Annotated in this window: 20 protein-coding genes and 1 pseudogene; 1 reads left to right on the top strand and 20 read right to left on the bottom strand. The window is 53.5% G+C overall.

The features are described from left to right. Positions 1–8: 8 nt before the first annotated feature. The 15 genes and pseudogenes from B9T62_RS03815 to B9T62_RS03730 all read right to left on the bottom strand — a co-directional run bounded on the left by B9T62_RS03815 (position 9) and on the right by B9T62_RS03730 (position 19,559). Complete coding sequence (locus tag B9T62_RS03815) at positions 9–824, bottom strand: carbohydrate ABC transporter permease (RefSeq protein WP_087914042.1); 816 nt, start codon at positions 822–824, stop codon at positions 9–11. Between the two features lie 33 nt (positions 825–857). Next, positions 858–1,775 carry a carbohydrate ABC transporter permease gene (locus tag B9T62_RS03810; RefSeq protein ID WP_211296408.1) on the bottom strand — a complete coding sequence of 306 codons (918 nt, stop codon included), beginning with the start codon at positions 1,773–1,775 and terminating at the stop codon, positions 858–860. Continuing rightward, entirely contained in the window at positions 1,738–3,096 is a 1,359-nt protein-coding gene (locus B9T62_RS03805; protein WP_087914041.1) for an ABC transporter substrate-binding protein, read from the bottom strand. The genes B9T62_RS03810 and B9T62_RS03805 overlap by 38 nt, the downstream gene beginning before the upstream one ends. A gap of 131 nt (positions 3,097–3,227) precedes the next feature. Then, entirely contained in the window at positions 3,228–4,019 is a 792-nt protein-coding gene (locus B9T62_RS03800) for an HAD-IIA family hydrolase (protein ID WP_342746185.1), read from the bottom strand. Positions 4,020–4,231: 212 nt separating this feature from the next. Continuing rightward, positions 4,232–4,810 carry a glycerol-3-phosphate responsive antiterminator gene (locus B9T62_RS03795; RefSeq protein WP_087914040.1) on the bottom strand — a complete coding sequence of 193 codons (579 nt, stop codon included), beginning with the start codon at positions 4,808–4,810 and terminating at the stop codon, positions 4,232–4,234. 199 nt (positions 4,811–5,009) lie between these two features. Continuing rightward, a complete protein-coding gene (locus B9T62_RS03775) occupies positions 5,010–10,871 on the bottom strand; it encodes a glycerophosphodiester phosphodiesterase family protein (RefSeq protein WP_157685434.1) in 5,862 nt (1,953 codons plus the stop codon). 537 nt (positions 10,872–11,408) lie between these two features. Beyond that, entirely contained in the window at positions 11,409–11,732 is a 324-nt protein-coding gene (locus B9T62_RS03770) for an ArsC/Spx/MgsR family protein (protein ID WP_087914039.1), read from the bottom strand. A gap of 971 nt (positions 11,733–12,703) precedes the next feature. Beyond that, a pseudogene (locus B9T62_RS03765) lies at positions 12,704–13,887 on the bottom strand (IS256 family transposase). Positions 13,888–14,443: 556 nt separating this feature from the next. Continuing rightward, positions 14,444–15,451 (bottom strand): RluA family pseudouridine synthase, encoded by a 1,008-nt coding sequence (locus tag B9T62_RS03760; RefSeq protein WP_087914038.1) that lies wholly within the window; start codon positions 15,449–15,451, stop codon positions 14,444–14,446. Then, a complete protein-coding gene (locus tag B9T62_RS03755) occupies positions 15,451–16,014 on the bottom strand; it encodes a cob(I)yrinic acid a,c-diamide adenosyltransferase (protein WP_087914037.1) in 564 nt (187 codons plus the stop codon). The genes B9T62_RS03760 and B9T62_RS03755 overlap by 1 nt, the downstream gene beginning before the upstream one ends. A gap of 197 nt (positions 16,015–16,211) precedes the next feature. Further along, on the bottom strand, positions 16,212–16,469 hold the full coding sequence (locus B9T62_RS03750; RefSeq protein WP_087914036.1) for an aspartyl-phosphate phosphatase Spo0E family protein: 258 nt from the start codon (positions 16,467–16,469) through the stop codon (positions 16,212–16,214). A 481-nt stretch (positions 16,470–16,950) separates the two neighbouring features. Continuing rightward, positions 16,951–18,171, bottom strand: coding sequence for an aminotransferase class I/II-fold pyridoxal phosphate-dependent enzyme (locus B9T62_RS03745; protein ID WP_087914035.1), 1,221 nt, complete (start codon positions 18,169–18,171; stop codon positions 16,951–16,953). A gap of 13 nt (positions 18,172–18,184) precedes the next feature. Then, positions 18,185–18,685, bottom strand: coding sequence for an Lrp/AsnC family transcriptional regulator (locus B9T62_RS03740; RefSeq protein ID WP_087914034.1), 501 nt, complete (start codon positions 18,683–18,685; stop codon positions 18,185–18,187). A 222-nt stretch (positions 18,686–18,907) separates the two neighbouring features. Next, positions 18,908–19,300: a spore coat protein gene (locus B9T62_RS03735; protein WP_087914033.1), complete on the bottom strand. Its 393-nt coding sequence runs from the start codon at positions 19,298–19,300 to the stop codon at positions 18,908–18,910. A 25-nt stretch (positions 19,301–19,325) separates the two neighbouring features. Further along, positions 19,326–19,559, bottom strand: coding sequence for a hypothetical protein (locus B9T62_RS03730; protein ID WP_087914032.1), 234 nt, complete (start codon positions 19,557–19,559; stop codon positions 19,326–19,328). Between the two features lie 156 nt (positions 19,560–19,715). Here B9T62_RS03730 and B9T62_RS03725 point away from each other — a divergent pair, with 156 nt between their 5' ends. Next, on the top strand, positions 19,716–20,966 hold the full coding sequence (locus B9T62_RS03725; protein ID WP_087914031.1) for an NAD(P)/FAD-dependent oxidoreductase: 1,251 nt from the start codon (positions 19,716–19,718) through the stop codon (positions 20,964–20,966). 125 nt (positions 20,967–21,091) lie between these two features. Here B9T62_RS03725 and B9T62_RS03720 read toward each other — a convergent pair whose 3' ends face one another. The 5 genes from B9T62_RS03720 to B9T62_RS41655 form a co-directional block, all read right to left on the bottom strand. Then, positions 21,092–21,445, bottom strand: a complete 354-nt coding sequence (locus tag B9T62_RS03720) for an FMN-binding protein (RefSeq protein WP_087914030.1) — start codon at positions 21,443–21,445, stop codon at positions 21,092–21,094. 48 nt (positions 21,446–21,493) lie between these two features. Then, positions 21,494–22,924, bottom strand: a complete 1,431-nt coding sequence (locus tag B9T62_RS03715; protein WP_087914029.1) for a flavocytochrome c — start codon at positions 22,922–22,924, stop codon at positions 21,494–21,496. Positions 22,925–24,063: 1,139 nt separating this feature from the next. Then, positions 24,064–25,224: a DUF4367 domain-containing protein gene (locus B9T62_RS03710; protein WP_157685433.1), complete on the bottom strand. Its 1,161-nt coding sequence runs from the start codon at positions 25,222–25,224 to the stop codon at positions 24,064–24,066. Then, positions 25,206–25,754, bottom strand: a complete 549-nt coding sequence (locus tag B9T62_RS03705) for an RNA polymerase sigma factor (RefSeq protein WP_245864533.1) — start codon at positions 25,752–25,754, stop codon at positions 25,206–25,208. Before B9T62_RS03705 ends, B9T62_RS03710 begins: the two co-directional genes overlap by 19 nt. A gap of 168 nt (positions 25,755–25,922) precedes the next feature. Then, entirely contained in the window at positions 25,923–26,108 is a 186-nt protein-coding gene (locus B9T62_RS41655) for a pyridoxamine 5'-phosphate oxidase family protein (RefSeq protein ID WP_087920113.1), read from the bottom strand. Between the last annotated feature and the right edge of the window lie 256 nt (positions 26,109–26,364).

Raw genomic sequence — 26,364 nt, 5'->3', positions numbered from 1 at the left:
GGACAGCTCTATTTAATGCCGGAATGCATGAAGCTCTCGATGAACTGGCGCTGGAACACCAGGAAGATCAGCAGCAGCGGGGTGATTACCAGCAGCGTAGCCGCGCTGACCTCTGTCCACTGCACCCCAATCTCGAATGACTGGGCAAAAATCGACAGCCCCACCGTAAGCGGCCGGTTCTCCACCGAATTGGTGATGATCAGCGGCCAGAGAAAGTTATTCCACTGATAGCTAATCGATACGAGCGCAAAGGCCACATAGGTCGGCCGGGCCAGCGGAAAATAAATCCGCCACAGCACCTGCCATTTGCTGCAGCCTTCGATCAGCGCCGCCTCCTCCAGCTCGGCGGGAATCGTCTTGAACACCTGGCGCAGCAGGAAGATTCCGAATGCCGAAGCCAGGAAAGGCAGCATAATGCCCAGCTTCGTATCCAGCAGTGACAGCTGCTTCAGAACGTTGTAGTTGGGGAAGATCAGCACATCGGCGGGAATCATTATCTGCACCAGAAACAGCAGGAACACGATGCTGCTGCCGGCAAAGGTTACGCGGGCAAAAGCAAAAGCGGCCATGCTGGCCGTCAGCATCTGCACGGCAAACACGCAAACCACAATCAGAATCGTGTTGAAATAATACGTAGCAAACGGCGCCGCCGACCAGACCGTAGCAAAGTTGGCTAAAGTGAAGTCCAGCGAGAACAGACCCGACAGCGCCGCATGCCTGGGACGGAACGCCGTGACTGTCATCCAGAGCAGCGGAACCAGCCAGAGGGCTGCCAGCGCCAGCATCAATATATTTCCCAGCTTGGGTGTGAATTTGGTTACCATAGAATTGCCTTCCTTCCGGCAGCAATGCGGGATTTAGTTATAGTGGATTCTGCGATCCAGGCCAAAAAACTGTACCGCCGCAATCAGCAGCAGCACGGCAATCATAACCACCGTCAACGCGGACGCCATCCCCTGATCCCAGAAGCTGAACGCTGTCTCGTAGATGTAATAGAGCAGCAGATTACTGGAGTTGTTGGGACCGCCCCGGGTCATAATCATCAGATGGTCGACCAGCTTGTAGGCGTTGGTGAGCGCAACAATACTGACGAACAGTGTGGTAGGCATCAGTAGCGGGAAGGTGATTCTGCGGAATACCGTGAACCGGCTCACCCCATCGACATGAGCGGCCTCATACAACTCTTTGGAGATATTTTGCAGACCGGCGAGGTAAAAAATCATAAAGAATCCCGCTTCCTTCCAGATGATCATCAGGATCATCGCCCACATCACCAGCCCCGGTGTGCCCAGCCAATTGATATCGTTCACGCCGAACCAGGACAGCACCCTGCTCATAAATCCATACTCCGGTGTATAAATAAACAGCCATATGTTAGCTACTGCGATCATCGGGATCAGCGTCGGATAAAAGAAAGCCGAACGCATAAAACCTCTGCCGTGCAGCGCCTTGTTGGCGAACACAGCCATTAGAAGCGCCAGGGCGATTCCGAGTGGAACCGTCCCCAGCGCAAACAGCACATTGTTGCTCATAACCTTGTGAAAGACCTCGTCTTGAAACATGGTGCGGTAATTGTCGAGGCCGGTGAAGACCGGCTCCGGCGCGGACAGGTCTGCCTGGAACAAGCTCAGCCGCAGCGTTAGCAGAATCGGATAGAACGTGAACAGCAGCAGAAACAACAGCGAGGGCAGCAGCAGCAGCCAGGCGAACCCATTTCTTCTCAGACTGGCCTTCATCTTACTTATTAAAAGAAGCCAGGGCCTGGTCCGCTTCATCCTGCGCTTTCTGCAGGGCTTCCGCCGGTGTCAGCTCATTGGTCAGCGCGGCCTGTACGGAGTCGCTGAGGATTTTGACAATTCGGCCATTGTTGTGGGTGGACAATTCGGCAGCTGCATGTTCCAGCTGGTCACGGGCGATCAGCGCAGCCGGGAACTCAGCGGCATAGGCCTTCATCCGTTCGGTTTCATACGCCGACTTCTTCACCGCTACATAGCCGGTATCCATGCTCCACTGTGCCGCACGTTCGGTTTCGGTCATGAACTTAACGAATTTCCAGGCCGCTTCCTGCTTCTTCTTGTCGATATCCTTGAAAATATAGAAGTTGCCGCCGCCGGTAGGGCTGCCATATTGCTTCTGTGCCGGCAGGAAGCTGACGCCGAAATCAAAACTGGCATTCTTCTTGACATTGGTCAGGTTGCCGGTGGTATGGTACATCATCGCCGTTTTCCCTTCCAGGAAGTCGGAAGGCACGGTGCTCCAATCGGTTACGCCGCCAGGCATAGCCTTGTGCTTCGCGGCCAGATCGACCCAATACTGTAGACCCTCGACATTCTCGGGGGTGTTGAACATTACTTTTTTGCCGTCAGGAGTCATCAGATTGTTGCCGTTCTGCAACGCGAAGGTCTGCAGCATCCAGTAGGCGTAGCCGGTCACCGGAATCTCCAGTCCCCACTTGCCGTCACCCGCCAGCTTGACCGCGTATTCCTGCATTTCTGCCCAGGTTGCAGGCGGCTTCTCCGGGTCCAGTCCGGCAGCCTTGAACCTATCCTTGTTGTAATACAGAACTATGGTGCTGCGCTGGAACGGAATACTGTAGGTCTTGCCCTCTGTCTGGGAATTCTCCATAAAAGCCGGATAGAAGTCGGATAGATAAGTATCTCCGCCCTCCTGCGCGATGAAATCATCCAGCGGAATAATCGCATCCATATCCAGCAGGCTGAACAGCTCGGTGGACTGCAATACCGCTACATCAGGCGGCTGTTTCGCCTGGACTCCGGCCTGTGTTTTGACCGCTGTATCGGCATAGCTGCCGGTGTATACCGGCTTAACCACAATATCCGGGTTCTCCTTCATGAAGTCTGCAGTCATGGCTTCAATGGTAGCCGTCAGCGGTCCTCCAACAGCAATCGGATAATAGTAGGTCAGCTCCGTCTTGGCTCCGTTGTCCGCCGCAGCGGCAGCCGCTTCACCAGCCGCGTTGCTGTTCCCATTGCCAGTATCGTTATTGTTGTTGTTCGTGTTCGTGTTGCTGCCGCAGCCTGCCAGCACTGACATTCCCAATGTAGCCGTCATAACCATCACATTCACTTTACGCATCTCTTAATCTCCTCCATATATCTATTCATAAGTAGCAGGAAGATCGGCAGCCCTCTGCGGACAGCTGATCCTCTTACTCTAGCAAACATTTGATATTCCCCTGTAAACCTGTTGTTAATCCCCGGTAAAAATCAGCTTAGAGGTGAAAGTCCTTGCAGCATCTCAGCCATCGAGGTCCAGATATGATCCGGCCGGATCGAATATTGCTCCAGATCCTCTCTCGCGGTCACACCGGTCAGTACCAATGCCGTGCTGATGCCGTGGCTCAGGCCAAACCGGATATCCGTATCCATCCGGTCTCCGACCATCAAGCAGTTCTCGCGCTTCGTTCCGCTCTGCTCCAGCACCTTCTCTGCATAATAGGCGGATGGCTTGCCGATAATCTCCTGCACCGTGCCGCAGCTGGCTGCTTCAATGGCCTTGACCATGGCCCAAGTATCAGGAATCAGGTCGCCCACTACCGGACAATTCGGATCAGGGTTCGCGGCGATCAGGAGAGCGCCCGCCCGGACAGCCTTCATCGCGCGGTGCAGCTTCTCATAAGTGAACTCGCGGTCCATCCCGACCAGCACATGCGTGGCCTCCACAGGATCATCCGTGAGCACCGTATGGCCGCCGGCCATTTCATCTTGTAGTGCCTGTTCTCCGATCACCAGCACCTTAGGCCTGCCGGGCATTTCCCGGAAATACACGGCAGATACCGAAGCGGCAGTCACCACCTCATCCGTATGTGCTTCAAGCCCCAGCTGCCTTAACCGATTCCGGCATTCCTCCCGGGTCCGAATGGTGGTGTTGCTCAGGAACAACACTTGTTTACCCTGCTCCCTTAAATACTGCAGTGTCTGCCGCACTCCGGGCAGCAAGAGGTCGCCAATAAAAATGGTGCCGTCCAAATCAAAAAAATACGTCTCATACGCAAGCACATCCTGCAATGGGAAAGCAGCCTCCTTAATGGAAACAAACCAAAAAACCCTATATCCAGCACAGGAAAGCAGGCATAATGAATCAGCCGTTTCCATGTGCTGCATAAGGGTTTTCTCTTCGTCTCCGACCCTTGATATGAAATTGAATGGTGTTTCCTTACGCTTACTTCTTCACTATAACCAAGCCGTGTTATCCTGATATTAACGCCAGGTTAAGCTTGTGCAAAACTATGCCAGAGCGCTGGATTGCCCATTGATACCGCACTTGCTCCCGCCTGCAGAGCGGTCTGGATCTCCTGATGGTCCTTGATCAGGCCACCTGCAATGATGGGACGGGAAGTGCTGCTGTGCAGCTCGCTAATCACCCGGGGAATCAGCCCGGGCATCACTTCAAGCGCATCCGGCTCATTCTGGCGCACATTATTTATGCCGTGCTCCAGCGCCGAGGTATCGATCAGGAACAGGCGCTGGATCGCCTGAAGCCCGCTTTTCTTGGCTTGCTTGACCATATGATTCTTGGTTGAGATAATGCCGGTCGGGCCAATCTTCTCGGCAATATATTTGACTACCAGTGGATCACTGCCCAGCCCGCCGATGAAATCAACATGCAGGAAGACCTTCTTCCCGGCCTCTAGGCCCTGCCTCACATATTGCTCCACAGTGAACAGGTCGCCGATCAACAGAAAGATCATCGGCCATTCGCTGTCACAGGCCTTCTGCAGATCCTCCGCCTTGCGCACTGCCGGTATAATATTGTGGTTGCCGATTCCCGCAAACAGTCCGTTCTTCACCTGTTAACCCTCCTTCTGAGCTATAGAACGTGAACTTATGAATGTTACACACGAAGTGGCCAGAGAGCCCTAGGCATCAGGATTTCTGGCCACTACCTTATTCCATTCTTAAGTTCATCTTATATAGTGAATATTTGACCATTGTAGCAAGCGTTTGTTACCGGGGCATTAACGGCAGGGCCGCAGTTCAGCTCGCGCGTCATTGGATGAAGCCCGCCAAGCTTAGGAACCGCTGCATCAGCACCGCTGATTGGGCGCGGGTTGCGTTTGCTCCCGGCATCAGCATCTCTGGCGACACGCCGTTCATTAATCCGGCTTGAATCACCGTATTCCAGTCCTCACGGCCCCAGGAGATGGCCGCTGTATCCTTGAACGACTCCAGGGAAGGTGATGCTTCCGCAGCTGTGGCTGTGCCATTCTGGCCGATGAAGTGCAGGGCGCGGGCCAGTATGGCCGCTTGCTCGCTGCGGGTCACCTTGGCGTCCGGACGGAAGGTGCCGTCGCCGAAGCCGCTGATCAGGCCTGCTGCGGCTGCGGCCGATACGTCGCCTGCGAACCAGTCCGCAGGCATGACATCCTGCCAGGCTGCCGGGTTAGCCACGTCCGTAGCGGATGGCAAGGCCAGCGCGCGCGTCAGCATCGTGGTGAATTCGGCGCGGGTTACCGCGCGGTCCGCTTCAAAGCGGCCGTCTCCGGTTCCGTTCAGCAACAGCTTGTTCACCAACTGCTCGACCTGTTGCTTGGCCCAGTGGCCGTTCAGGTCACTGAATTGTTTATCCAGCGTCATGACCGTCAGGATGCTGCTGCCGCTCTGGATCTGGCGCAGCAATCCCTCGCCTCTATTGCCTGTGAAAGTGGCGGGCACAAAGGACAGGGCTACCTTCTCCGGCGAGAACATCACTCCGGTAACGTGACTGCTCCCAGTTGCCGAGTTCAATGCCAGGGTACGCGTGAGGTAATGGGAGCCGGATGAGACCTGACTTGTGCGCCCGTCTGACGACACTTCAAGATTAAACTCTACCGCTGCAGCCATTTGCCTGCCACCGGCCTGCTCCACGGCGCGGGTTACCGCTGCCGCGGCTTCTCCGTCCAGCTTGCGGAGGGTGACGCTAAGCTTCATCTCCTCCAGGCCTACGCCCAGCTCTGCAGCCAGCTGTTCCAGCTGCAGTTGCTCAAGCGGGAGCACATATCCGGCTTTTGCTTCAGTATGGGTCACCTTCAGCAGGGCACCGCTGCGCGCTGCGTTCTGCAGAGCAATTGCCGGAAGCTCCAGCGCATCACCGTTGAAGGATACTTCCACCGCTGCGGAGGTGCGGAACGCTTCTTCCAGGACAGCAGCTTCTACTGCGCCATCCACAGCTTTAAGCACAGGTGCTCCCGGGGAAGGGATCACGCCGACTGTTCCCGGGACACTATTCCCGGTTCCAGGCGTGGTGTTTGGTGGTGTATAGCCGCCAGCTCCTGATCCAGGGCTTGGTGCCGATGTTGTTATTGGCGTCGGTGCTGCTGTCGCTATTGGCGATGGGGTTGCGGTTGGCGACGGTGTTGTTGTCGGCGTCGGCGTTGCGGTTGACGTCGGTGCTGCGGTCGGTGATGGTATTGACGTCGGCATTGGCGATGTTGTCGCTGTCGGCGTTGGTACTGCTGTCGCTGTCGGCGTCGGCGTTTCAACCCCAGCGCTTTTTACCGTAATCTCCACCGGCTGCGAATAAAGATCATACGTGCCTCCATCTTTAATGGAAGCGGAGTAACGCAGCAGCACATGGGCGGTTCCCGCTTTCCGGGCAGTCACCTGACCTCCCTCCGTCTGCAGCAGCTCCTGCCCATCCAGGAACACAAGCTCAGGCGTGATCTCCTTGCGCTCGCCTTTGTAGGTCTCGACGATGGCGGCCAGCGTTCGGTCCTCTCCTTCGTTCAATTCCATCCGTGCTGTCTTCGCACTCAGCGATGCTGCCCAATCGGATGCCCAGTAGGTGTAATCCGTAGTGATGCCGAAGGCTCCCAGCTTCAGGAAGCGGATCACGTCCTCGCGTTTGTTAAGCGTCCAGGGTGAAATGATCAGGCCACGGTGTTTGGCCGCCTCCATGAACTTCGGTCCAAGGCCGCTGTAATCGGTGTTGTAGGTCAGATTAAGCTTCGACACCGTCTTCAGTGTATCCCGCAGCGAGCCTTCCACGTTATTCTCGCTGGCGATATACCCGGTCAACAGTCCGGCTGGAATTTCCGGCATCAGCTTGTTCAGCCGCTCCAGCTGGGCTGGGTAGAAGGACATCACATTCACAATATCCTCTGCCTTATGCTCCTTCACTGTGCGGACAAAAGCATCCACCGCCTCCGGCGTCTGCGTCTTGATCTCGGCATACACCAGCTTGCCGCGTGAACGGGCCAGCTCCAGCTGCTCATCCAGGGTCGGCATTCTTACCAGCGGGAAGCCCTGCGGATAAGGCTTGTTGGCATTGTAGGTTTTGAGCTGCTCCAGGGTATAATCCTCCACTGGTCCGTTGCCGTCCGTTGTGGTCTCCAGCACCGAGGAGTGCGTGATGATCAGATGCCCGTCCTTGGTCAGGAACATGTCATTCTCGATATAATCCGCTCCGGCATCCAGCGCCATGATGTTGCTCTCGATCGTATTCTCCGGGGATACGGAAGGCATCCCGCGGTGTCCAATCATATAGACCTTGCGGATCAGCGTGGTATCGCGGTTGTACAGCTCCAGCGCGGTAATGGCCGCAGCTGGCGAGCCGGTTACCAGGCCGTTGACCCCTGCTGTGATCAATTGATGCAGCCCGGCTGTCGTACCGGACGGGGCAGGTGCCTTCGCCTCACTCCAGACCATCACCGCCAGCTTCTGCAGATAGGCCGTATTCTCGCGGGTTGCCGCATTCTCGGCCAGCAGCGCTACCCTCGCTCCGCTGGCTGCTGTGGTGCGGCGCATCTCCAGCAACTCCTCCGGCCCCGGATTCTCTGCGGCCGTGAAGTCGATAATGCCGCGCGCCATCGGGTAAGCCGCTCTGGCCCGCTTAATCAGCCCGCCTTGCTCTGAAATCACGAACACATCCTCCAGCCCGCGTTCCCGCAGCTCCTGGGCCAACCGGTCCACAGTCAGCTCATCGCTGACATAAAAAGCAGGGATTACCCGATTCCCTGTTGCCACCAATGCTTCCGGCAGGCTGGCAATTTCCGCCCCGCTCCCCGGCTCAATCACCTTCAGCTCCGGGTTTAGATGCAGGATTGCCGTGGCCGGAAGTTCAGCTGCAGCAAGCTTGTCCAGGTCGCTTGCCTGCGAGATCTCTGTAACAATCGTCGGGGCAAGCGCAATTTGCGTTTGCGGCTCTGCTACTTTAATGAAGGGTTCGATCACAGGGGCAGGCAGCGGTTCCTCCAGCAAGGTCACCCGCAGGTTATCCACCCGCATCTTGCTGCTGTCCGCCTGCAGGCCAATCCCCCCTTTGGTATAACTGTTCGCCTGCACCGAATCGATAATCAGCTGATTGCCAATCCACTCCTGTACCCGGTTACCGTAAGCCTTGATCGTATAGTGCAGCGGAGCACCTTCGGTCAGCGGCTCCGTATAGGAGCCTCTCTCCATAACATTCCATTGATTGGCCGCCGTCCGCTCCGCGAATTCCACACCATTGGTAGCGGAAGGATCTTTGCGCACGGCCATCTGGTAATACGGAGAATCGCCCTGCTGGACCCGGAACATCACGGAATTCCAGCGCGCGGCATTCAGCGCCTCCGTATGGGTGACATCGGCTTCGATCACATAGTTGCCGAACAAGCCGAGATACTCCGGGAGCATGACGCGTATAGGATTATCCGGGGCTGCGGTGGCATTCAGCTCCAGCGCTCCACCCGTCACGGCAGCTTTGCCGGCCGTCATGCCCTGCACTCTTGTCCAGCCATCGGGCAGAGTCCCCTCCACCGTGCTGTCGAAGTTGTCCGCAAACAGCACGTATTCCTTGGCTTCCGGTTTTTTGGCTGCCAGAATTAAATGTATTACGGCATCGTCCTTGCGTCCGGTCAGTTGATGCACGCCCTCACTCTGCACAGCTATACCGTCTTTGCCAAGGGTTACCCCCTTGCTGTCTGTGCTCCATTCCAGCGCGTCTCCCTTCAGCTCTCCCGTGCTGTAGTCGCTGGACTCTGCGATGAACGTCAGCGCTTCATATGCCAACTCCCCGCCGGCCTGCGCCAGCACATAGCCGGTTTCATGGCTCAGGCTCAGCACCTTCGCTCCCGTCTTTGAAGGCGTGACGGTCAGCAGACGGCTGGCTTCAGCCTGATAGTAGACGGCTGTAACCGTCGCCTGCCCTTCTTTTAGCGGCACAGGCTGATTGTTGACGATCTTCACAATGCTCTCGTCGGAAGAATACAGCTTCAGGCCATTTGCCGATACCGGCTCTGTCACCCCGTCGGAATAATAGACCGCACCCGTCACCGTCAACGGCCCCGCCAGTGCCTCAGCCTGCTGCGGCAGATTCAGCTCCAGACGGTCGGCTGTAAGCCGCGTCACCTTCAGGTTGTCAAAAGAAACCGCCGACTGGTCAACCTGGAAGCCCACTTTGCCCTTATCCAGCAGCCCGCTCTCCAGCGGCTTGTCCAGCAGCAGGGTATAACCGGCCTCCTCCTTGGCCTTGATGTACTCCTTGACGTTGTCCCCGAAGACACGGACCTTCATCGTATAATCCTTGTTCAAGGCTAGCGGAGTGCTACTCCCGTCCGCCGTCACATTCCAGCTGCCGTCCGGCTTGCGATAGGCCAGCTCGTATTTACCATTCTGGCGCACCGCCATCTGGTAATACGGCAGCTTGCCGTTAGCCGGGACACGGAACATGAGCGCTGCCCAGCGCGCACTGTTCAGCACACTCTCGAAGCGGACATCCGCTTCAATCGTATAATGATCCGCCTGCACCGGGGCTACAATCCGGCCCTGCCGTCCGGCGGCATTGCCGTCAAACCGCAATCTGCCATTTCCATAGGTAGCTTCGGTGACACTGCTGATGTCTTGTTCCGAGTCGTACGTTGCTGCGGTCACCGAACTTGGCTCCCGAACCACCGCAAACGGGCTGCTGCCTGCAGTTCCGTCGGCAATCCAGTTTTCAGGCACAGCTCCATCTGCATAGCTGTCGAAATTCTCCTCCAGCAGCACCGGATTCACCTCACCGGAGACCGGCTGTTCGCCCTTTAATGTGATCACTCCATAGCCGGAGGTATCATTCCAGAAGCTGGCGGATTTGTAGGCGCTCCAGTACCCTGTGCGCTGCTTGGCGGGATCAGCCGCCTCCAGCCGGTCTGTCACACTCAGCTCCAGGCCCAGCTGCTTCGTCAGCTGAGGGTCCAGGCCCAGCATCTCCCAGGGCACGGCAATTTCCGCACTCCAGCCCTGCTCCGTCTGATGGATAGAGCGCAGCACCTGCTTCTCATCCTTGCCCTGATGATTGTTCAGCGCCGCGCCGAAGCGGAATTCAGGCGTGCTGCTGCCTGGCTGGTAGAGGATGCCGAACTGCATATCATCCTTCGCAAAAGGGGAGGAGCGGTGCATCGTCGGGTCCAGGAACAAATTCAGGTTGTCCTGATCGAACCAATACCCTGCACCGTTGTGGATCGGTGTGATGTCAGGCGCATCTACTGCGATGTATAAATAAGTGCTGTCCCACAGCAGTCCGAACCTGCCGTTGTCCGCTAGGGGCTCCCCGGTCCGTACGCTTAAAGATTCGCCCAGATTCCAGAAGCTTTCGTCCAATTTGCCGTCAATGACCGGAGCGGACAGCGTCCGGCTGACCTCAGTTTCTGCTCTTCCGGGTTCGGCAGCTGCTGGCGATGCAGGTGCCGATGCTGCGGGTTCTGATAATGCAGACGCTGAAGACACAGACGCCGATTGGGCAGATTCCGATGCGGCAGACTCTGCTGTTAGTGGTGATAAAGAAGCAGTTGACACTGCCGTGGACTCCGCAGCCGAAACGGTTGCAGGCAATAACGACGTTTCCAGTAAGCCGGTCAATAAAGCTGCAATTGCCATCAGGTTCACAAGCTTTTTTGCTGTTTGCACTTTTTGCATCTGTGATTGTACCCTCCCAAATGTAGTGGTGAAATCTGAGCAGCACAAAAAAACCCTACAATCCGTCAAGGTGACGACCAGACCCGTAGCGGGCCTGCGTTCACTTTGACGCATATAGGGTTTTCTCCTCGTCTCCTACCCTGCGGCTTTAAGTTGGCGCTCTCACGTTTACTTTAATGCGGAAGAATCATCGCTGTATTAACGCCGGGTTAAGCTAATGTTAATTCAGATCGCGGTGCCGGGGTGTCTTGACGGAATCAGTGAACTGGATGCACCAGGACCGGCAGACTCACTAGACTGGATGCACTAGGGCAACCAGCGGACTCGCTAGACTGGATGAACCAGGGCAACCTGCGGCTTGCTAGACTGGATGGATCAGGACAACCAGCGAACTCGCTAGACTGGATGAACCAGGGCAACGTGCGGCTCGCTAGACTGGATGAACTAGAGCAACCGGCGGCTCGCTAGACTCGATGAACTAGAGCAACCGGCGGCTCGCTAGACTCGATGAACTAGAGCAACCGGCGGACTTGCTGACTACGCGGACCAGGCTTCGCTGTATTGCGCTTCCTTGAAACCGACGGTCACCTTGGTGCCGTCAGTGACCACCGGGCGCTTGATCAGCATGCCGTTGCCTGCCAGCAGCTCCAGCTGCTCCTGCTCGCTGAGAAGCGGCAGCTTGTCCTTCAGTCCGAGTGACTTGTAGACCTCGCCGCTGGTATTGAAGAACTTTTTGAGCTCTAGTCCGCTGTCTGCGACCAGCTTGCGCAGCTCCAGCTCATGCCCCTGGTTCTTCAGCCACTTGACTGCGCTCCGGCAGGTGCTGCATTTTGGATATTGATAGACTTTCAGTTGGCTCATGATTCTGCTCCTTTGGCTTTGATAATACCCCCGCGCTATTAGCAGGCACCGCTCCAATCGATGAACCCCATTGTGCATGCACCTTACGGGGAGTATTGACCGTTCATTGCGATTTTAGTGTCTCTCATTAATTTAGTTGCGAAAACGGTTACTACTTAGGACTCCGTATGATAAGAACACTTCAGATTCAGTTCCATGATAGTCTCATATGTCCAGTCCAAAGAATTAGTTGCGAAACTGCATCTATTTAGCCGTTTTTTTCTGTTTTGGAGGAAATAAGTGCGAAAACGCACCTAATTTCGGATTTTGAGCGTAATAAGCTTGCTTTACTCGAATTTAGTTGCAGATTTGCACTTATTCTCCTGATAATGGGCGTTTCGGCTGAAATTAGTTGCAGTTTCGCATCTAATTCCTCCGAAGGTTCCAGGGCAACACTCTAAATCCTGGCTGAATCCTAAGCAGTAACCGAACACGCAACTAATTGGCGGATTTTTTCCGTTTTGGAGCAAATAGATACAAAAAGGAATCTATTTGGGGCTTCTGAGCGTAAGAGGTCTGATTTCCTCGATATTAGTTTCATATTTGCACTTAATCACCCGTTGATGGGCAATTTGGCTGAAATTAGATGCACTTTCGGTTACTACTTAGATCCAGTGAGAGATGATAGGGAAATTCTACCGCTAGTTGGACGAAGGTTGGGCGTTCTAGTGAGCTTATAGGGAATTTTTACCACTAATAAGGTCCTATCCGCTCCGAAAAGCCCTAAATGGACGATGTAGTGGTAACTTTTCCCTATAAGACACGACAATCGAGCATGAGCCGGTAGCGTCAAGAAGTTTGTGTAATTATTTTTAAGGGTTGTAGGATATCCATTGGGACAATGGATATGAATGGTATTCAAAGGGTCAGGGGGGATCCCCCCTGCGAAAATTTCCTTTCATATCCAGTTACGTCTGCCGTCGGTTTTGTTCTTAGCTGTCTTGGGCTGGGGGATACTTTTCCGCAAACTTTTTACTCAAAGCGGCTTTCGTCTGGGGGTCCCCAAACCCCCGCAGGACACGTCGGCTCCATCTCTCGTTGTACCCAATCGCTTCCAAATAGACAATCTTTTCGGCGGCATCCATATTGGTCAAACTGTTCATGGGACGCAGCCGTTTGCGGATTTCTTTGTTGGTTCGCTCGATCGGGTTGGACGTGTAAATGGCGTACCAGATCTGGGGTGGGTAGTCGTAAAAGCGTAGCAACACATCCAGCTGTCCCCCCAGGACTCTAGTTCCTTGGGATAGATTTTGCCCCATTTCTTCAGCACCACATCAAAGTTGGCAAGTGCCACATCCTTATCCGGTGCGGTGTAAATGGTCTTCAAATCGCCGACCATCTCGGTCTTGTGGGTATCCCGAATTTTGGGCAGCGTGTTGCGCATCTTGTGGGTCACACAGCGCTGGACATCGGCTTTGGGGTAGGTTTCCTTGAAGGCTTCCTCCAGCCCGGCCAGCCCGTCAAAGACGCCCAGCAGCACCTCATGCACGCCTCTGCGGTGCAGGTCTTGCAGCACTTCCCGCCAGCCATACGCGCTCTCCTTGCCGCCAATAGCGAAGCTGAGAATTTCCCGGTGCCCGTCTTCGTCGATCCCCATCGCGATGTAGATGACTTCACTGGCCACGGTTTGGCGCTTCAGTTTGACGTACATGCCATCCAGATAGATGACCGAGTAACGCTTAGAGAGCGGACGATTTTGCCAGGCAGCCACATCTTCCAGCACCGTGCCGGTGATGTTGCTCACGGTGGTTGGCGAGTACGAGGTCCCGAACATTTTTTCGATAAACGAAGCGATATCCCGGGTGCTCATGCCGCCTTTATACATATGGATGACGGTGTCTTCCAGCCACGCCTCCCGGCGCTGGTAGGGCTCAAAGAGCTCCGTCTGGAATTGACCCTGCCGATCCCGTGGGACGTTCAGGTCGGGGATCAGGCCGTGGCGTGTTTTCCAGGTGCGGGTGTAATATCCGTTGCGAGTATTGGAGTCTTCCGGATGTTCGACACCGAGATAATTTTTGATTTCTTCGCGGAGCATGAGTTCAATCTTTTCTTTCAGAAAACTTTGGATGCTATTTTCGAGTAGATCATGGAACGGGTTTTGTTGTATACTGGTCATTGAGTAGGGCTCCTTTTCTTGGTGACTTTCGCAATCCCAAGGATACCCTACTTTTTTGTCGTTTACTAGACTCCCCGGTCCTTACACAAACTATTTTACGCCATCCATGAGCCAGGTATTAACGGTAGTTTTTCCCCATAGCCACCTCTGTTGTACTACTCCGAAGGCGCAAACCTACTTGGGGATGGCTGGGGTCCTAAGTAGTAACCACTTTCGCATCTATTTACGCCAAACGTTCCAGGGTAACATAAATCCTCACTGAGAAGCTACATAGTAACTACTCTAGTATCTATTCGCGCCAAACCTTCCTGGACAACACTCTAAATCCTCGCTCGGATCTAAACAGTAATATTCCGCGTACTTTTTCCTTATAAGAACATACCTTCAACTGCTGGAGCCAAATTTCAAGGCACAAATTTCCCTATACATAGCCCTCTCACCGTCACCCTGCTCAGATTAACCCGAGCTGCAAGCGCCGATATGCCGTATGGGCCAGGGCGCCAGCATAAAAAAACAGACCTGGCGCAGTGAATCCACGGGGATTGCTCCCGTAAATTCACATCGCATCCGTGCCGCTGCCGCCCTCTGCCAGCAGCTGCTCCAGCGCTGCCATGTCCGGCGGCAGCGGCGCCTCGAAGGTCATCTCGTGCAGCAGCACGGGATGCCTGAACGTCAGCCGCACGGCGTGCAGCGCCTGGCGCGGCATTGCCGCGTCGAGTGCGGCCACCTGCGCCAGCGGTCCGGCCTGTGCGGCCTCAGCAGGCCCGCCGCCGGGCACAGTCTCGCTATACAGACTGTGCCGGTACATGCCATCCCCGATCAGCGGGCAGCCGATCGAGGTCATGTGCACCCGAATCTGGTGGGTGCGTCCGCTCTCCAGCTTCAGTTCAACCCTGGAGCCGCCGGAATAGATCTCCTTGACCTCATACCGGGTCAAGGACGGGTATCCGTCCGGCGTAACGATGCGCCGGTGCGGCTCCGCAGGATCGCGGTCGATCGGACCGTCGATATCGCCGCGCGGCTGCGCAGGTACGCCGTGGACCAACGCGGCGTAGCGCTTGTCCACCGTTCCGGCAATCATCTGCTCGGAGATATGCTGATGCGCATAGGGATTCTTGGCGATGACCAGCACGCCGGAGGTCTCCTGGTCCAGTCGATGCACCGGGCGGAAGCGGAAGCGTTCCCCGCGCATGGCCCAATAGTGGACCACGCCATTGGCAAGGGTATCGGTATAATGCCCATGCGTGGGATGCACGATAATCCCGGCCTCCTTGTTGACCACCAGCAGCTGTTCATCCTCATACAGAATTGCAAACGGAATCGGCTGCGGCAAAATATCCTCCGAGACCTCTTGTTCCATCCGGATCTCGACCGTATCTCCCGCGGCAACGCGGACACTGATATAGACGCGTTTCCCGTTCAGCATAATGCCCTGCTCTGTTTGCTTGAGCCGGGACAGCAGCTTACGCGATACCTCCATCCTCTTCTGAAGAATGGTCTTCAGCTGCCAGCCATCCTCCAGAGGCGGTACTATATAAGCAATAGGTGAATAGTAGTCTGCCATCAGTTGCGGAACACCTTTTTGCTGCGCACATATTCCACGTCAGCAATGCCTGCTCTTGTATTGGCCGTCCGGGCCAGCGCGAAGAAATAATCCGACAGCCGGTTAAGATAAATCACTGCTTGGGGATTGATGTCGCTACTACGTCCCAGTGTCACCGCACGCCGTTCCGCGCGGCGGCAGACGGTGCGGCAGACATGCACCACCGAGGACAGCTGGCTCCCCCCCGGCAGAATAAACCGTTCCAGCTGCGGATTCTCCGCCTGCAGACTATCAATCCAGGATTCCAGCCGCTCCGCCATTTCAGCCTTCACCTTATATTTGCCCTCACTAAGCTTCACAAAAGCCAGATCAGAGCCGCAATCAAACAGCTCATGCTGGATCTCCAGCAGCTGCTCGCGCAGATCAGCATACTGCTCCTCCTCCATCAGACTCCGCGCCTGCCCCACGAAACAGTTCAGCTCATCGATCGTCCCGTAGGCCTCTACCCGCACATCATCCTTCCCCACCCGGCCGCCAATCACCGAGGTTTGTCCTTGATCGCCCGTTCTTGTATATATCGCCATAATTTTCTCCTCCTTCAACTATCTCATATGTTCTCAATAAACCTATCCAAGATGAACTTAAGATGAAACTGTCTATATACTTTATTATGATTTGGAGGATTAGGCAATGAAGGCCTAAGTTATTCAATCTGCTCCATACTCTTCAACGCAAAAAGAGGGCCCGCAGGCCCTCGCATCAGTGTCCGGGTGGCCAGTGGCTATTTGCCGACCGTGCGCCCCTTCATGTATTCATTTATCTTTAGATCAAGTAGAATACTGATTTCTATCACACTGTCTGAGGTGAAAGAGTTCTCCTGAGTAAACAACTGTTCCATCCTGCTGCGGAGTATCCGAATTTCGTCTTCCAATGTGAGACAGCGTTCAGAAGGTTCACCTTTGACAGGCCGCTTCCCGTTTCCCGGGAAACTGTTTCCGCCATAGGAAGGTAAATAATAATCGGCGCTGAGCACAATCATCCCTCCTAAAAGTTTTGTTAGCTGTGCATCCTGTAATATTCGTCGTACAAAACTCACTTCGAAAGCATACACTTAAGTTTTGTTAGCTATGCTTCCTGATATTCGTCGTACAAAACTCACTTCGAAAGCATACACTTAAGTTTTGTTAGCTATGCTTCCTGATATTCGTCGTACAAAACTCACTTCGAAAGCATACACTTAAGTTTTGTTAGCTATGCTTCCTGATATTCGTCGTACAAAACTCACTTCGAAAGCATACACTTAAGTTTTGTTAGCTATGCTTCCTGATATTCGTCGTACAAAACTCACTTCGAAAGCATACACTTAAGTTTTGTTAGCTATGCTTCCTGATATTCGTCGTACAAAACTCACTTCGAAAGCATACACTTAAGTTTTGTTAGCTGTGCTTCTTCACTTGAAATTTACTTCTGAAGTAAAATAATACCATAAGAGTTGAATATATGCCATAGTGCTATTTTCTCTATTGTGTACGTTCAGATTCTAATTGTGTGACGAATGCACCGATCCGCTCAACCGCCTCGTTCAGCTGCGCCACAGAGGTTGCATAGGAGCAGCGCAGATACCCTTCGCCCCCAAGCCCGAACACACTGCCCGGAACCGCCGCCACCTTATACTCCAGCAGCAGCCGCTGGGCGAATTGGTCGGAGGTTAGTCCGGTCCGCTGGATGCTCGGAAAAGCATAAAATGCGCCCTGCGGCTCATGGCAGTCCAGTCCCGCATCCCGCAGGCCTTTGACGATCAGGCGGCGGCGCTGGTTGTAGGAATCCGCCATCCGGTCTTTCTCTTCCATCCCGTTGGTCAGCGCCTCCAGCGCAGCCACCTGGCCCATCGATGGGGCACACATTACGGTATATTGGTGGATCTTCAGCATCGCAGAGATCAGATCCGGGTGGCCGCAGGCATAACCCATGCGCCATCCGGTCATGGCGAAGGCTTTGGAGAAGCCGCTGACCAGAATGGTGCGGTCAATCATCCCCGGCAGGGAGGCGAAGCTGACATGATTGCTGCCATAGGTCAGCTCGGCATAGATTTCATCTGAAATTACGATCAGATCATGCTTCTCCACCACCTTGGCAATCGGCTCCCAGTCCTCGCGGCTCATGATCGCGCCTGTCGGATTACTCGGGTAGCAGAGGATCAGAATCTTGGAACGCGGCGTAATCTTCGCTTCCAGGTCTGCTGCTGTCAGCTTGAAGTGATTCTCACCGAATGTTTCAATGCCGACCGGTATGCCCCCGCCAATCGCCGTAATTGGAGAATAGGAGATATAGCAAGGCTCAGGGATCAGAATTTCATCTCCCGGTGAGATCAGCGCGCGGAGCGCAAGATCAATGGCCTCGCTGCCGCCAACCGTAGCGATAATCTGGTTGGCGGGATTATATTCTACGGCGAAGCGGGTGTGCAAATACTGGGCGATGCCCTCCCGAAGCTCCGGCATGCCTGCATTGGAGGTATAGCCGGTGAATCCTTTTTCCAGGGAATAGACACAGGCTTCTCTCACATGCCAAGGTGTTTTGAAATCCGGTTCGCCCACCCCGAGTGAGATAATATCCTTGCTGCCTGCAGCAAGATCAAAAAACTTGCGGATCCCCGAAGGCTGAATCTGCTGCACCAGCGGGGCCAGATAGGAATTCATCGATTTATGGGTATCACCGTTTAGCTGCGTTTTGTTAGTAATCATATGGATGCTTCCTTTATGGAGAGATCATCAGACGGTTGTCTTCCTCGTGCTCTTCAAAGATGATCCCGTCCTGTTTGTATTTTTTGAGCGTAAAGTTTGTTTTGGTGGAAAGTACGGCGTCGATAGGCGACAGCTTCTCGGATACGAAATTCGCGACCTCACGCAGATTGCGCCCTTCCACTTCAACCAGCAGGTCGTACGCACCGGACATCAGATATACGGATTTCACCTGTGGATACAGATAGATACGTTCCGCAATCCCCTCGAAGCCGCGGCCGCGTTCCGGTGTAATCTGCACTTCAATCAGAGCCGTCACGCGCTCATCGTCAACTTTATCCCAATTCACCACTGTGGCATATTTAACAATCACGTGGTCCTTCTCCATCTGCTCAATCACAGACTTCACGTCAGCCTCATCCGCCCCAAGCAGGGTTGCCATCAGATCCGTAGAGCTTCTCGCATCCTCCTTGAGCAGTTCCAGCACTTTCCTCTTCAAATCATTCATTGCGTTCATGCCTTCCCTCCCGCTTGTTCGCCTATGGCATACCCGGCTAGCTTTAGCCCGGAAGCCCCCGCGAAAAGATTTATTATTAATATGACATGAAAAAGGTATCTCTGCAAACAAAACAAAAAACTGACTCCGTCATCTGCGGAGTCAGCCTGAGATTATAGCCCGGATACCAAGCCGGTGAAGCACAGGAAATACTTCCTGTGCTTCACCTTTTAAGCCGTAGGGTTACATATAACTAGGGTTATGAGCCTGTACATTGGCTTGATGCTGGAGGACGTTCGGGTCCTGGGCATAGCTGCCGGCGCCGCTTGTCTTCTGCTGGACAAACTGCTGGCATTTCTGCTGAGTCTGCTGCGCCGTCTGTATCTGCTTGTCCACATCCTGGCGCAGCGCCTGGGACGGAGCCGGGTACATATTCATCTGCGACATATTCGTGTACAGATCACCCTGAAGACGTAGCGTATCCATGGTCAGATCGTTAAAGGCTTGGCGGACCTTCGGACAATTCGATTCTGTAGCAGCTGTGGTATATTCCCGCACCGTCCGTTTCAAGTCGGCCAATACAGTATTTAACAAATCCTCATCCGGCATAAATTGTGAACCGTTTGCTCCATTCATTGAATAACCTCCTTATAGGTTGCGATTATTGTGGCGAGGTAGGCGCATATTGCTGATGCTGCTGGAGAAGCTGGGTAAGTGATTCCATATGCTGTGTATGGCTCTGGATATGCTGCATGCAGATTTGGCGCACGTCTGAATTCTGGGTACTTCCTACGGTGGCAGCCAGCTGCTTGATCAGCAGATCCTCATTGGAGATCGAGTCTGCGATATACTCCAGCTCTTTGCCGCTAAGACCCTGCATTTGCGTGGATTGCATGTTGGGTAATCCCTCCTTATAAATGTTCAAGCAGGGCTTAGTATGCCGTTCACCTCCCCCGATTATGTACAGGCATGGACTGCGGAATAATATTCGCATGAGACAGCTTAAGGCCGTAAATACTAAATCCGGATGGGATATGAAGGAGAGATAACCATGAGATTAAACAGCGGACAGCTGCCCTGGGAAAATACTTTAACTAATCCTCCGGTTTATCCGGTTCTGCAGGAAGATATTCACTGCGATTATCTGATCGTAGGCGGCGGCATGGGCGGGGCAATGGCTGCCTACCGGATGTCACTTGAAGGGGCAGACATGGTCCTGATTGATAAAAGGGCGGTCGGCACCGGAAGCACCCATGCCAATACTGGACTGCTGCAAATTACCAATGACAAGTCGCTGACCGCTTGCATGAATACCTTCGGAAGAACGAACGGACTTCTTTTTTACCAATTGTGCCAGAAAAGTATGAATACTATTCTGGAGCTGCCGGGCAAGCTCGATATTGACCCGCTGATCATCCCACGCAGCACTCTGCTGTATGCCAGTGTCCCGGCAGACGTTCCAGCTCTGCGTGAGGAGTATAAGAATCTGGTCGATAACGGCTTCGACACGGAGTTCTGGGAGGAGGATCAGATTGCTGCACATTATTCCTTCTCCAAACCGGCGGCCTTGTTCTCCCGTGGAGATGCGGAGACCAATCCCTTCCGCATGGTGTGCAGCCTGATTGACAGAGCCGCCAAGCAGGGCGTGCGGGTGTTTGAGCATACTGAAGCACTGCATTATGACTACAACGAAGATGGTGTAGTTTGCCACACGGCGGGCGGCCTTATCTTTGCGAAGAACGTGATTTTTGCCCTGGGGTATGAAACACAGCAGATGAAAAAAGACCGGGGAGCCGAACTGATCAATACCTATGCCATCAAGACGCGTCCGCTTAAGCAGATGCCGAAGTGGCATGAGCGGAGTCTGCTCTGGGAAACCGCCCGCCCGTATCTGTTTTTCCGCACAACGGAGGACGGATGCATGATCGCCGGAGGCAAGGATGAGGCGCTGACCGACCCGGAGCGCCGCGATATCCGCGTCCTGTCCCAGAGCCAGCGGCTACTGGAAGAGCTGGAAGCCTTGTTTCCCGAGATCAAGGGAACCGAAGTCGAGTTCGCCTGGGGTTCAGTCTTCGGCTCCACCCGCGACGGGTTGCCGTATATCGGCCCGCATCCTAAGTATCCGCATTGCTACTTCATTGAAGGTTATGGCGGCAACGGTACAGTCTTCAGCATGATCGCAGCCGAGCTGCTGGCTGACACACTGGCCGGCATTCACCGCCCGGAGCTGGAGCTGTTCTCGCTGACGCGCACAGCGAAGCCTAATCCGGACGGGAGCGAACCGCTTCCGTCCAAGGTATAAGCACGGGCACAACAGTGTGCAGCTATTACGCTACAACATAGAGAGACACCCGCAGCCTGTAAGCCGCGGGTGTCTTTTTTAAATACAATAAATGATATGATTCCATATAAACTCCAAGCAGTCCGTTACTTCTTCGCAGTTTCAAGCGCCTTGCTTACCGCTTCAATCACGCCGCCGCTGGAACCGGAAGCACCGGATAAGGCGTCTACACCTTCTGTGGTCTGCTTCTCGATAATTTCCGGAATGGTAGTTTCGATAGTCGCATCCAGCATGGACTGGGTTTCCTTCTGTTCCACAACTTCAATGCTGGCGATTTTCTCATCCTTCACTTCAACCGAAACCTTGATATCACTGCTGGCGCCTTTGCCTGTGCCTTCATAAGTGCCATCTACATATTGCCCTCCGGAGGAGCACCCCGCCGTCAATGCAATCAGTGCAGCAAGCGCACCAGTCATAGCCCATTTCTTGGTTCTGTTCATGTTTATTCTCCTTATTTGTTCATACGTTATCTGTTGTCTGTAGGACCTTTACTTGCTGCCTAACGAATGGACTGCTTCCTCCGCTGCGATCCGGCCATAGGTTACGATATCCGCCAGTGCGTTGCCGCCCAGACGATTCGCCCCATGTACACCGCCAGTGACTTCACCCGCTGCGTATAACCCCGGGATGATCTGATCCGAAGTATCCAGCACCTCGGCTTTGGTATTGATGGCTACACCGCCCATAGTATGGTGGATGCCGGGCGTCACCTGGATTGCATAATATTTGCCGGTAGCCAGGGACAACGTCAGGTCTGGACGCTGGAAGTCGGCATCATTCTTATCAGCAACATATCCGCTGTACTTCGAAACCGTTTCTGCCAGAGCTGCCGGATCTACGCCAATTTCGCTTGCCAGCTGTTCAACGGTATCGCCTTGTTTAACCAGGTCCATCCCGAAGTAAACCTCGGTAGCTTTCAGATTGGCGCGCAGCTCATCATTAAAAATGATATAGGCGATTTTGTCGGTCTGAGCCAGAATATTCTTCGACACCACATCACGGGTCAGCAGCTCATTGGTGAAACGTTTGCCTTCCGCATTGACCAGAATGGCTCCGTCTCCGCGCACGCCTTCCGTGATCAGCACGCCTTTGCCGGGGATCGTAGTCGGGTGGATCTGGATTTCCTTCATATCTACCAGCTTGACGCCGATTTGCTCCGCCATGGTTGTTCCGTCGCCGGTTGCCCCTGCATGGTTGGTTGTGGAGAATCCTGCCAGCCCAGGCTGATATTTGGTGACCATCTCAAGATTGGCTCCGAAACCGCCGGCTGCCAGAATTATCGCCTTGGCCTGAATGGTGGATTCTTTGCCCTCTTTATCCTTCACCTTGATGCCTGTAACGGTTCCTTCCTCATTCTTGATAATCTCCGTCGCTGTAGTCTGCAGTCTCACGTCAATCTTCTCATCCTGCAGCTTCTTCTTCAGCGCCACTACGATGAAGTTGCCCGCAGCTTCACCGCCGGCTGGCCGATGAATCCGGTTCACACTGGCGCCTCCCGCCCGGCCAACCTCAGACAGCTCTGCACCGTTCTCCTTCAGAAACTCCACAGAAGCCGCAGCATTCTCTGTCAACGTGCGGACCAGATCAGGATTATTCAGATTATGTCCGCCAGTCATCGTATCCTGATAATGCAGCTCTGGGCTGTCTTCAATGCCCGCAGCTTTCTGATAAGGTGTTCCTGCGGCATTAAGTCCGCCTTCCGCCCGCACAGTGTTGCCGCCAAGCATTGGCATCTTCTCCACCAGAATGACACTGGCACCCTTGTTATGCGCTTCAATGGCCGCCGTCATGCCTGCACCGCCGCCGCCGACAATCACGATATCTGTAGTTTCATCACTGTTACTGCAAGCTGGAAGGATAAGCATACTCAACAGCATTCCAACCATACCGGCCTTTAAGGCCAATTTGCTTTTTCTCATTATGTCCTTGCCCCCTTGTGCATGTTTTCACAATAATCATAACGTGAACATGGAGGGGGTTGAAGCTTACGTAACTAAAGAAATGATTGAGTAATTATAGTAACTGGATCTTTCGGTTGGAGAGGTGGGATGCTCATGGGGGACAGCATAGGCAAAGAGCCCGCGTCGGACGCGGGCTTCTTATGCTGGAGTTATAGCGATGTATCGGCATTCCGGTAGTTTTGGGAATATCAAGAGTCAACACTCGGTCAACTCCAGAGCCAGGCAGAGTCCTAGAAAGTACTTACAGAGCACGGTTGGCGGTATCCTTTAAAAGTGCCGGACTCTACAACGTGGGGAAGACTGCTGCTATCTAAATCTGTCGTAACTCCTTTTACGTTGCCGATTCCTGAGAATGGCCTGTGGAAGAAAGGCGTAGCCGCCAACCCCCACCGATGTAGGCCTTGGCTCCTTTCTTGCGCTCAAACCCGCCTTGCTCAGGTTGTCCAAGCGCTGAGAAAGGGTGAGACTGTAGCTACTACATATAGAAATGGCCCATTTGTTGCTTCGCAAATCAACACGCATGCACCGAATCAACTTTAGGTCAACCTAAACATTTCTATATCATCGAATTTTGTCGAACTAACGTTCGTAAAAAACTCTATACTTTTCCAAAAAACTATGATAGCTAAAAATACTAGCACTCGACGTCGAAGAGTGCTGACAACGTTTCGTATCTCTTGTGGTTTGGCCCTTTGGTAACAAATTCACCATACATAGATCCATACGAGGAGTGATAACAATGAAAAAATTCATTCAAAAGATAAGTGCCCCAGTGCGCAGCAGTATAGCACACTGTACCCACTTGAGGTCTGCCCTTTTTTGAAACTGGTTTTCATATTCCATCTTTTCCAGCTCTAATTATGCACTTTCTCTGGTTTAGCCCCTTCATACTGCTCCTTATTCCGAGAGGCTATAATCTGTATTATCTTGCTACATTGCTATAGTAATAATATGGATTGGAAGTTCATATGAGAGCAATGCACGAATTCTTATAAAATCTCACGAATATGCAGTCCTTCGCACATGCAAAAAACGCTCGAGGGCTGTCCCGCTATCATAGATAGCGAAACAGCCCTGAGCGCCCAATCTGCGTTCGTTTAATTCATCATACTCGCGGCAATGCGGATGATCTCATCCTTGGTTAATTCGGAATCCTTCTGGCGAACCCCCACGGAATAGACAATCTGCGCTTCGGGGTCAGACCAGTATAGGTTATACATAGACCCCATGTCGATCTCCTTGTTGCTGGAGTTATCGACATAAATGAGCTGCTTGCCGTCAATCTCAATATTCTCTACCTTTGTATTTTTGTTCCACGGCAACGAATATGCAGGTTTACTTTTGTCATCAACACGTGAGGCATTGATTTTCACCTGAACCTTCCCCTTCTTGTACACCAGTGAAGAAGTGAAATAGCCAATGTTCTCCGCTTTCTCTACTCTCCACGTCATCCGGAAGTTGTCTCCCAGGTCTTTCTCGCTTCCGCCCTCAAGCTGCTTCTCATCTGAATGTTTCAAGAAAGAAGGATTGATGTTTGCCTGGTCCAAGGCATAGCCTTCCGGCATATACCCCGGCTGCATCACTATCGGAGCGTTGTACTTCTCTACACTGGTCTTATAGGCGGCATAGTCCTTGAATGTGAGCAGCGGACGGTATGTGCTAACTCCAAAAGAAGCATCTTTCTGATCTGTACGTGACATAACATAAGAGGCATACTCCCCAGGAGGCAGCAGCTTCTCAAGGATGTTGTAGGCCTTTGACCTTTTCATTTCGTTGAGTTTATTCTCTTTGTAGCCTTTACTATCTTTGCTCAGCGGTACCTCGGGAAGAAGGTATACCAGGGGTTCTTCCGTCTTCTCTATCATACCGCCTGATGTCGTCGCCGGAAGCGGCTTATACGGCAGCACCTTATACTGAGCTCCAGCCCCCTGCCGGAGTTCACCGGAATACTGGGTATAGCCGCCGCCCAGCAAGACCATTACAAGGAGTGCCGCCACCCAGCCCTGCACCGGAATCCGCAGGATTCGCCTCCGGCTCCGCCCCGTTCCGGCTTCTGTCTTTAGCCTGCGCATAACGTTAGGAGCCCCTCCGTTTGGCGGATGTGTCTGCAGAGGGGTCTGCTCTTCTGCAGCAGGTAAGGTCCCTCCAAGCCCGAGCGCTTTCATTACCGGTTCATGAACATCAACGGGGATGAAATTGGCAGACCGGTCTCCGTGCTTCAGAAACCGCTCCTCCGAGGTTAATTCACTCTTGTCCATAGTTGTTTCTCCTTTCTCTCCAACACCTTTTTAAGCTTGCCTTTGGTCCGTTCATATCTTTTGCGTGCGGTAGCCGTACTGACGCCCAGAATTTCGCCGATTTCCGCAAACGATTTATCTTCATAAATACGCAGAATCAACAAATTCCGGTCTTCCACATTCAGCTTCCCCAGGGCGGCCGAGACCGGCTCGCTGAACAGGCGGTTCTCGACCATTTGTTCGGCGCTGTTCACCGCAACCTCCTGCCGGAGCAGCTCGCGCAGTTGAAGCTGAAATTTCTGCCGCCGCAACTGATTCAGACAATGGTGGTAAGCGATCTTGTAGAGCCATGATACGAAATCCGCCTGCGGCTTGTATTGCCCGATATTCTGATAGGCCTTAATCAGGACATCCTGCACCGCATCCTCCGCCTCTTCCCTGCTGTTCAGCAGCCGGAAGCAGTAGAGGTATATCCGCTGCTGGTACAGCCTGATTACATCTGAGAACAGGTGGGCATCTCCGGCCTGTATCCTCCTAATCTTCTCTTCCATAGAATCCACGTTGGTCTCCTTTCTTCTATTTCTTCTGTTTCTATAGATATAACACTTGAGTAGCCTCAGGCGTGACATTTATTTCTTCCGGCTGCACAGCAAAAGAGACCAACAGATGAATCCCTGTTGATCTCCCTGGTGTAGAGCCTGCTTCCGAAACCGTCTGCTCTACTCTAACTCGACGGTCTGGTTGAGGTTCAGCTCTCCGGTATCCTGGTTGGTGATCCGCTTGAACATGTACATCACCTTCTCGGCCAGGTTCCCGCTTTTCCAGTATTCGGCTGCTTCGGCATAGACCTTAATCAGAATTACATCCGGGTCATCATAGCCGGTCTTCAGGAACGCCTCGCAAATAAAGGCAGGGCCTACATTGGTGGGGGTTGGCGGCTACGCCTTTCTTCCACAGGCCATTCTCAGGAATCGGCAACGTAAAAGGAGTTACGACAGATTTAGATAGCAGCAGTCTTCCCCACGTTGTAGAGTCCGGCACTTTTATAGAATTCCGCCAGCCACGCTCTGCAAGTACTTTCCAGACCTCTGCTTGGCCCTAAGGTTGACTCCCTGTTGACTTGAGATACCTCTTGGCACTCTGTGCGAATCCTACATCACC

The organism is Paenibacillus donghaensis, assembly GCF_002192415.1.
GTDB classification, from domain to species: Bacteria; Bacillota; Bacilli; order Paenibacillales; family Paenibacillaceae; genus Paenibacillus_AQ; species Paenibacillus_AQ donghaensis.
This window is presented reverse-complemented; position numbering and strand designations above follow the sequence as displayed.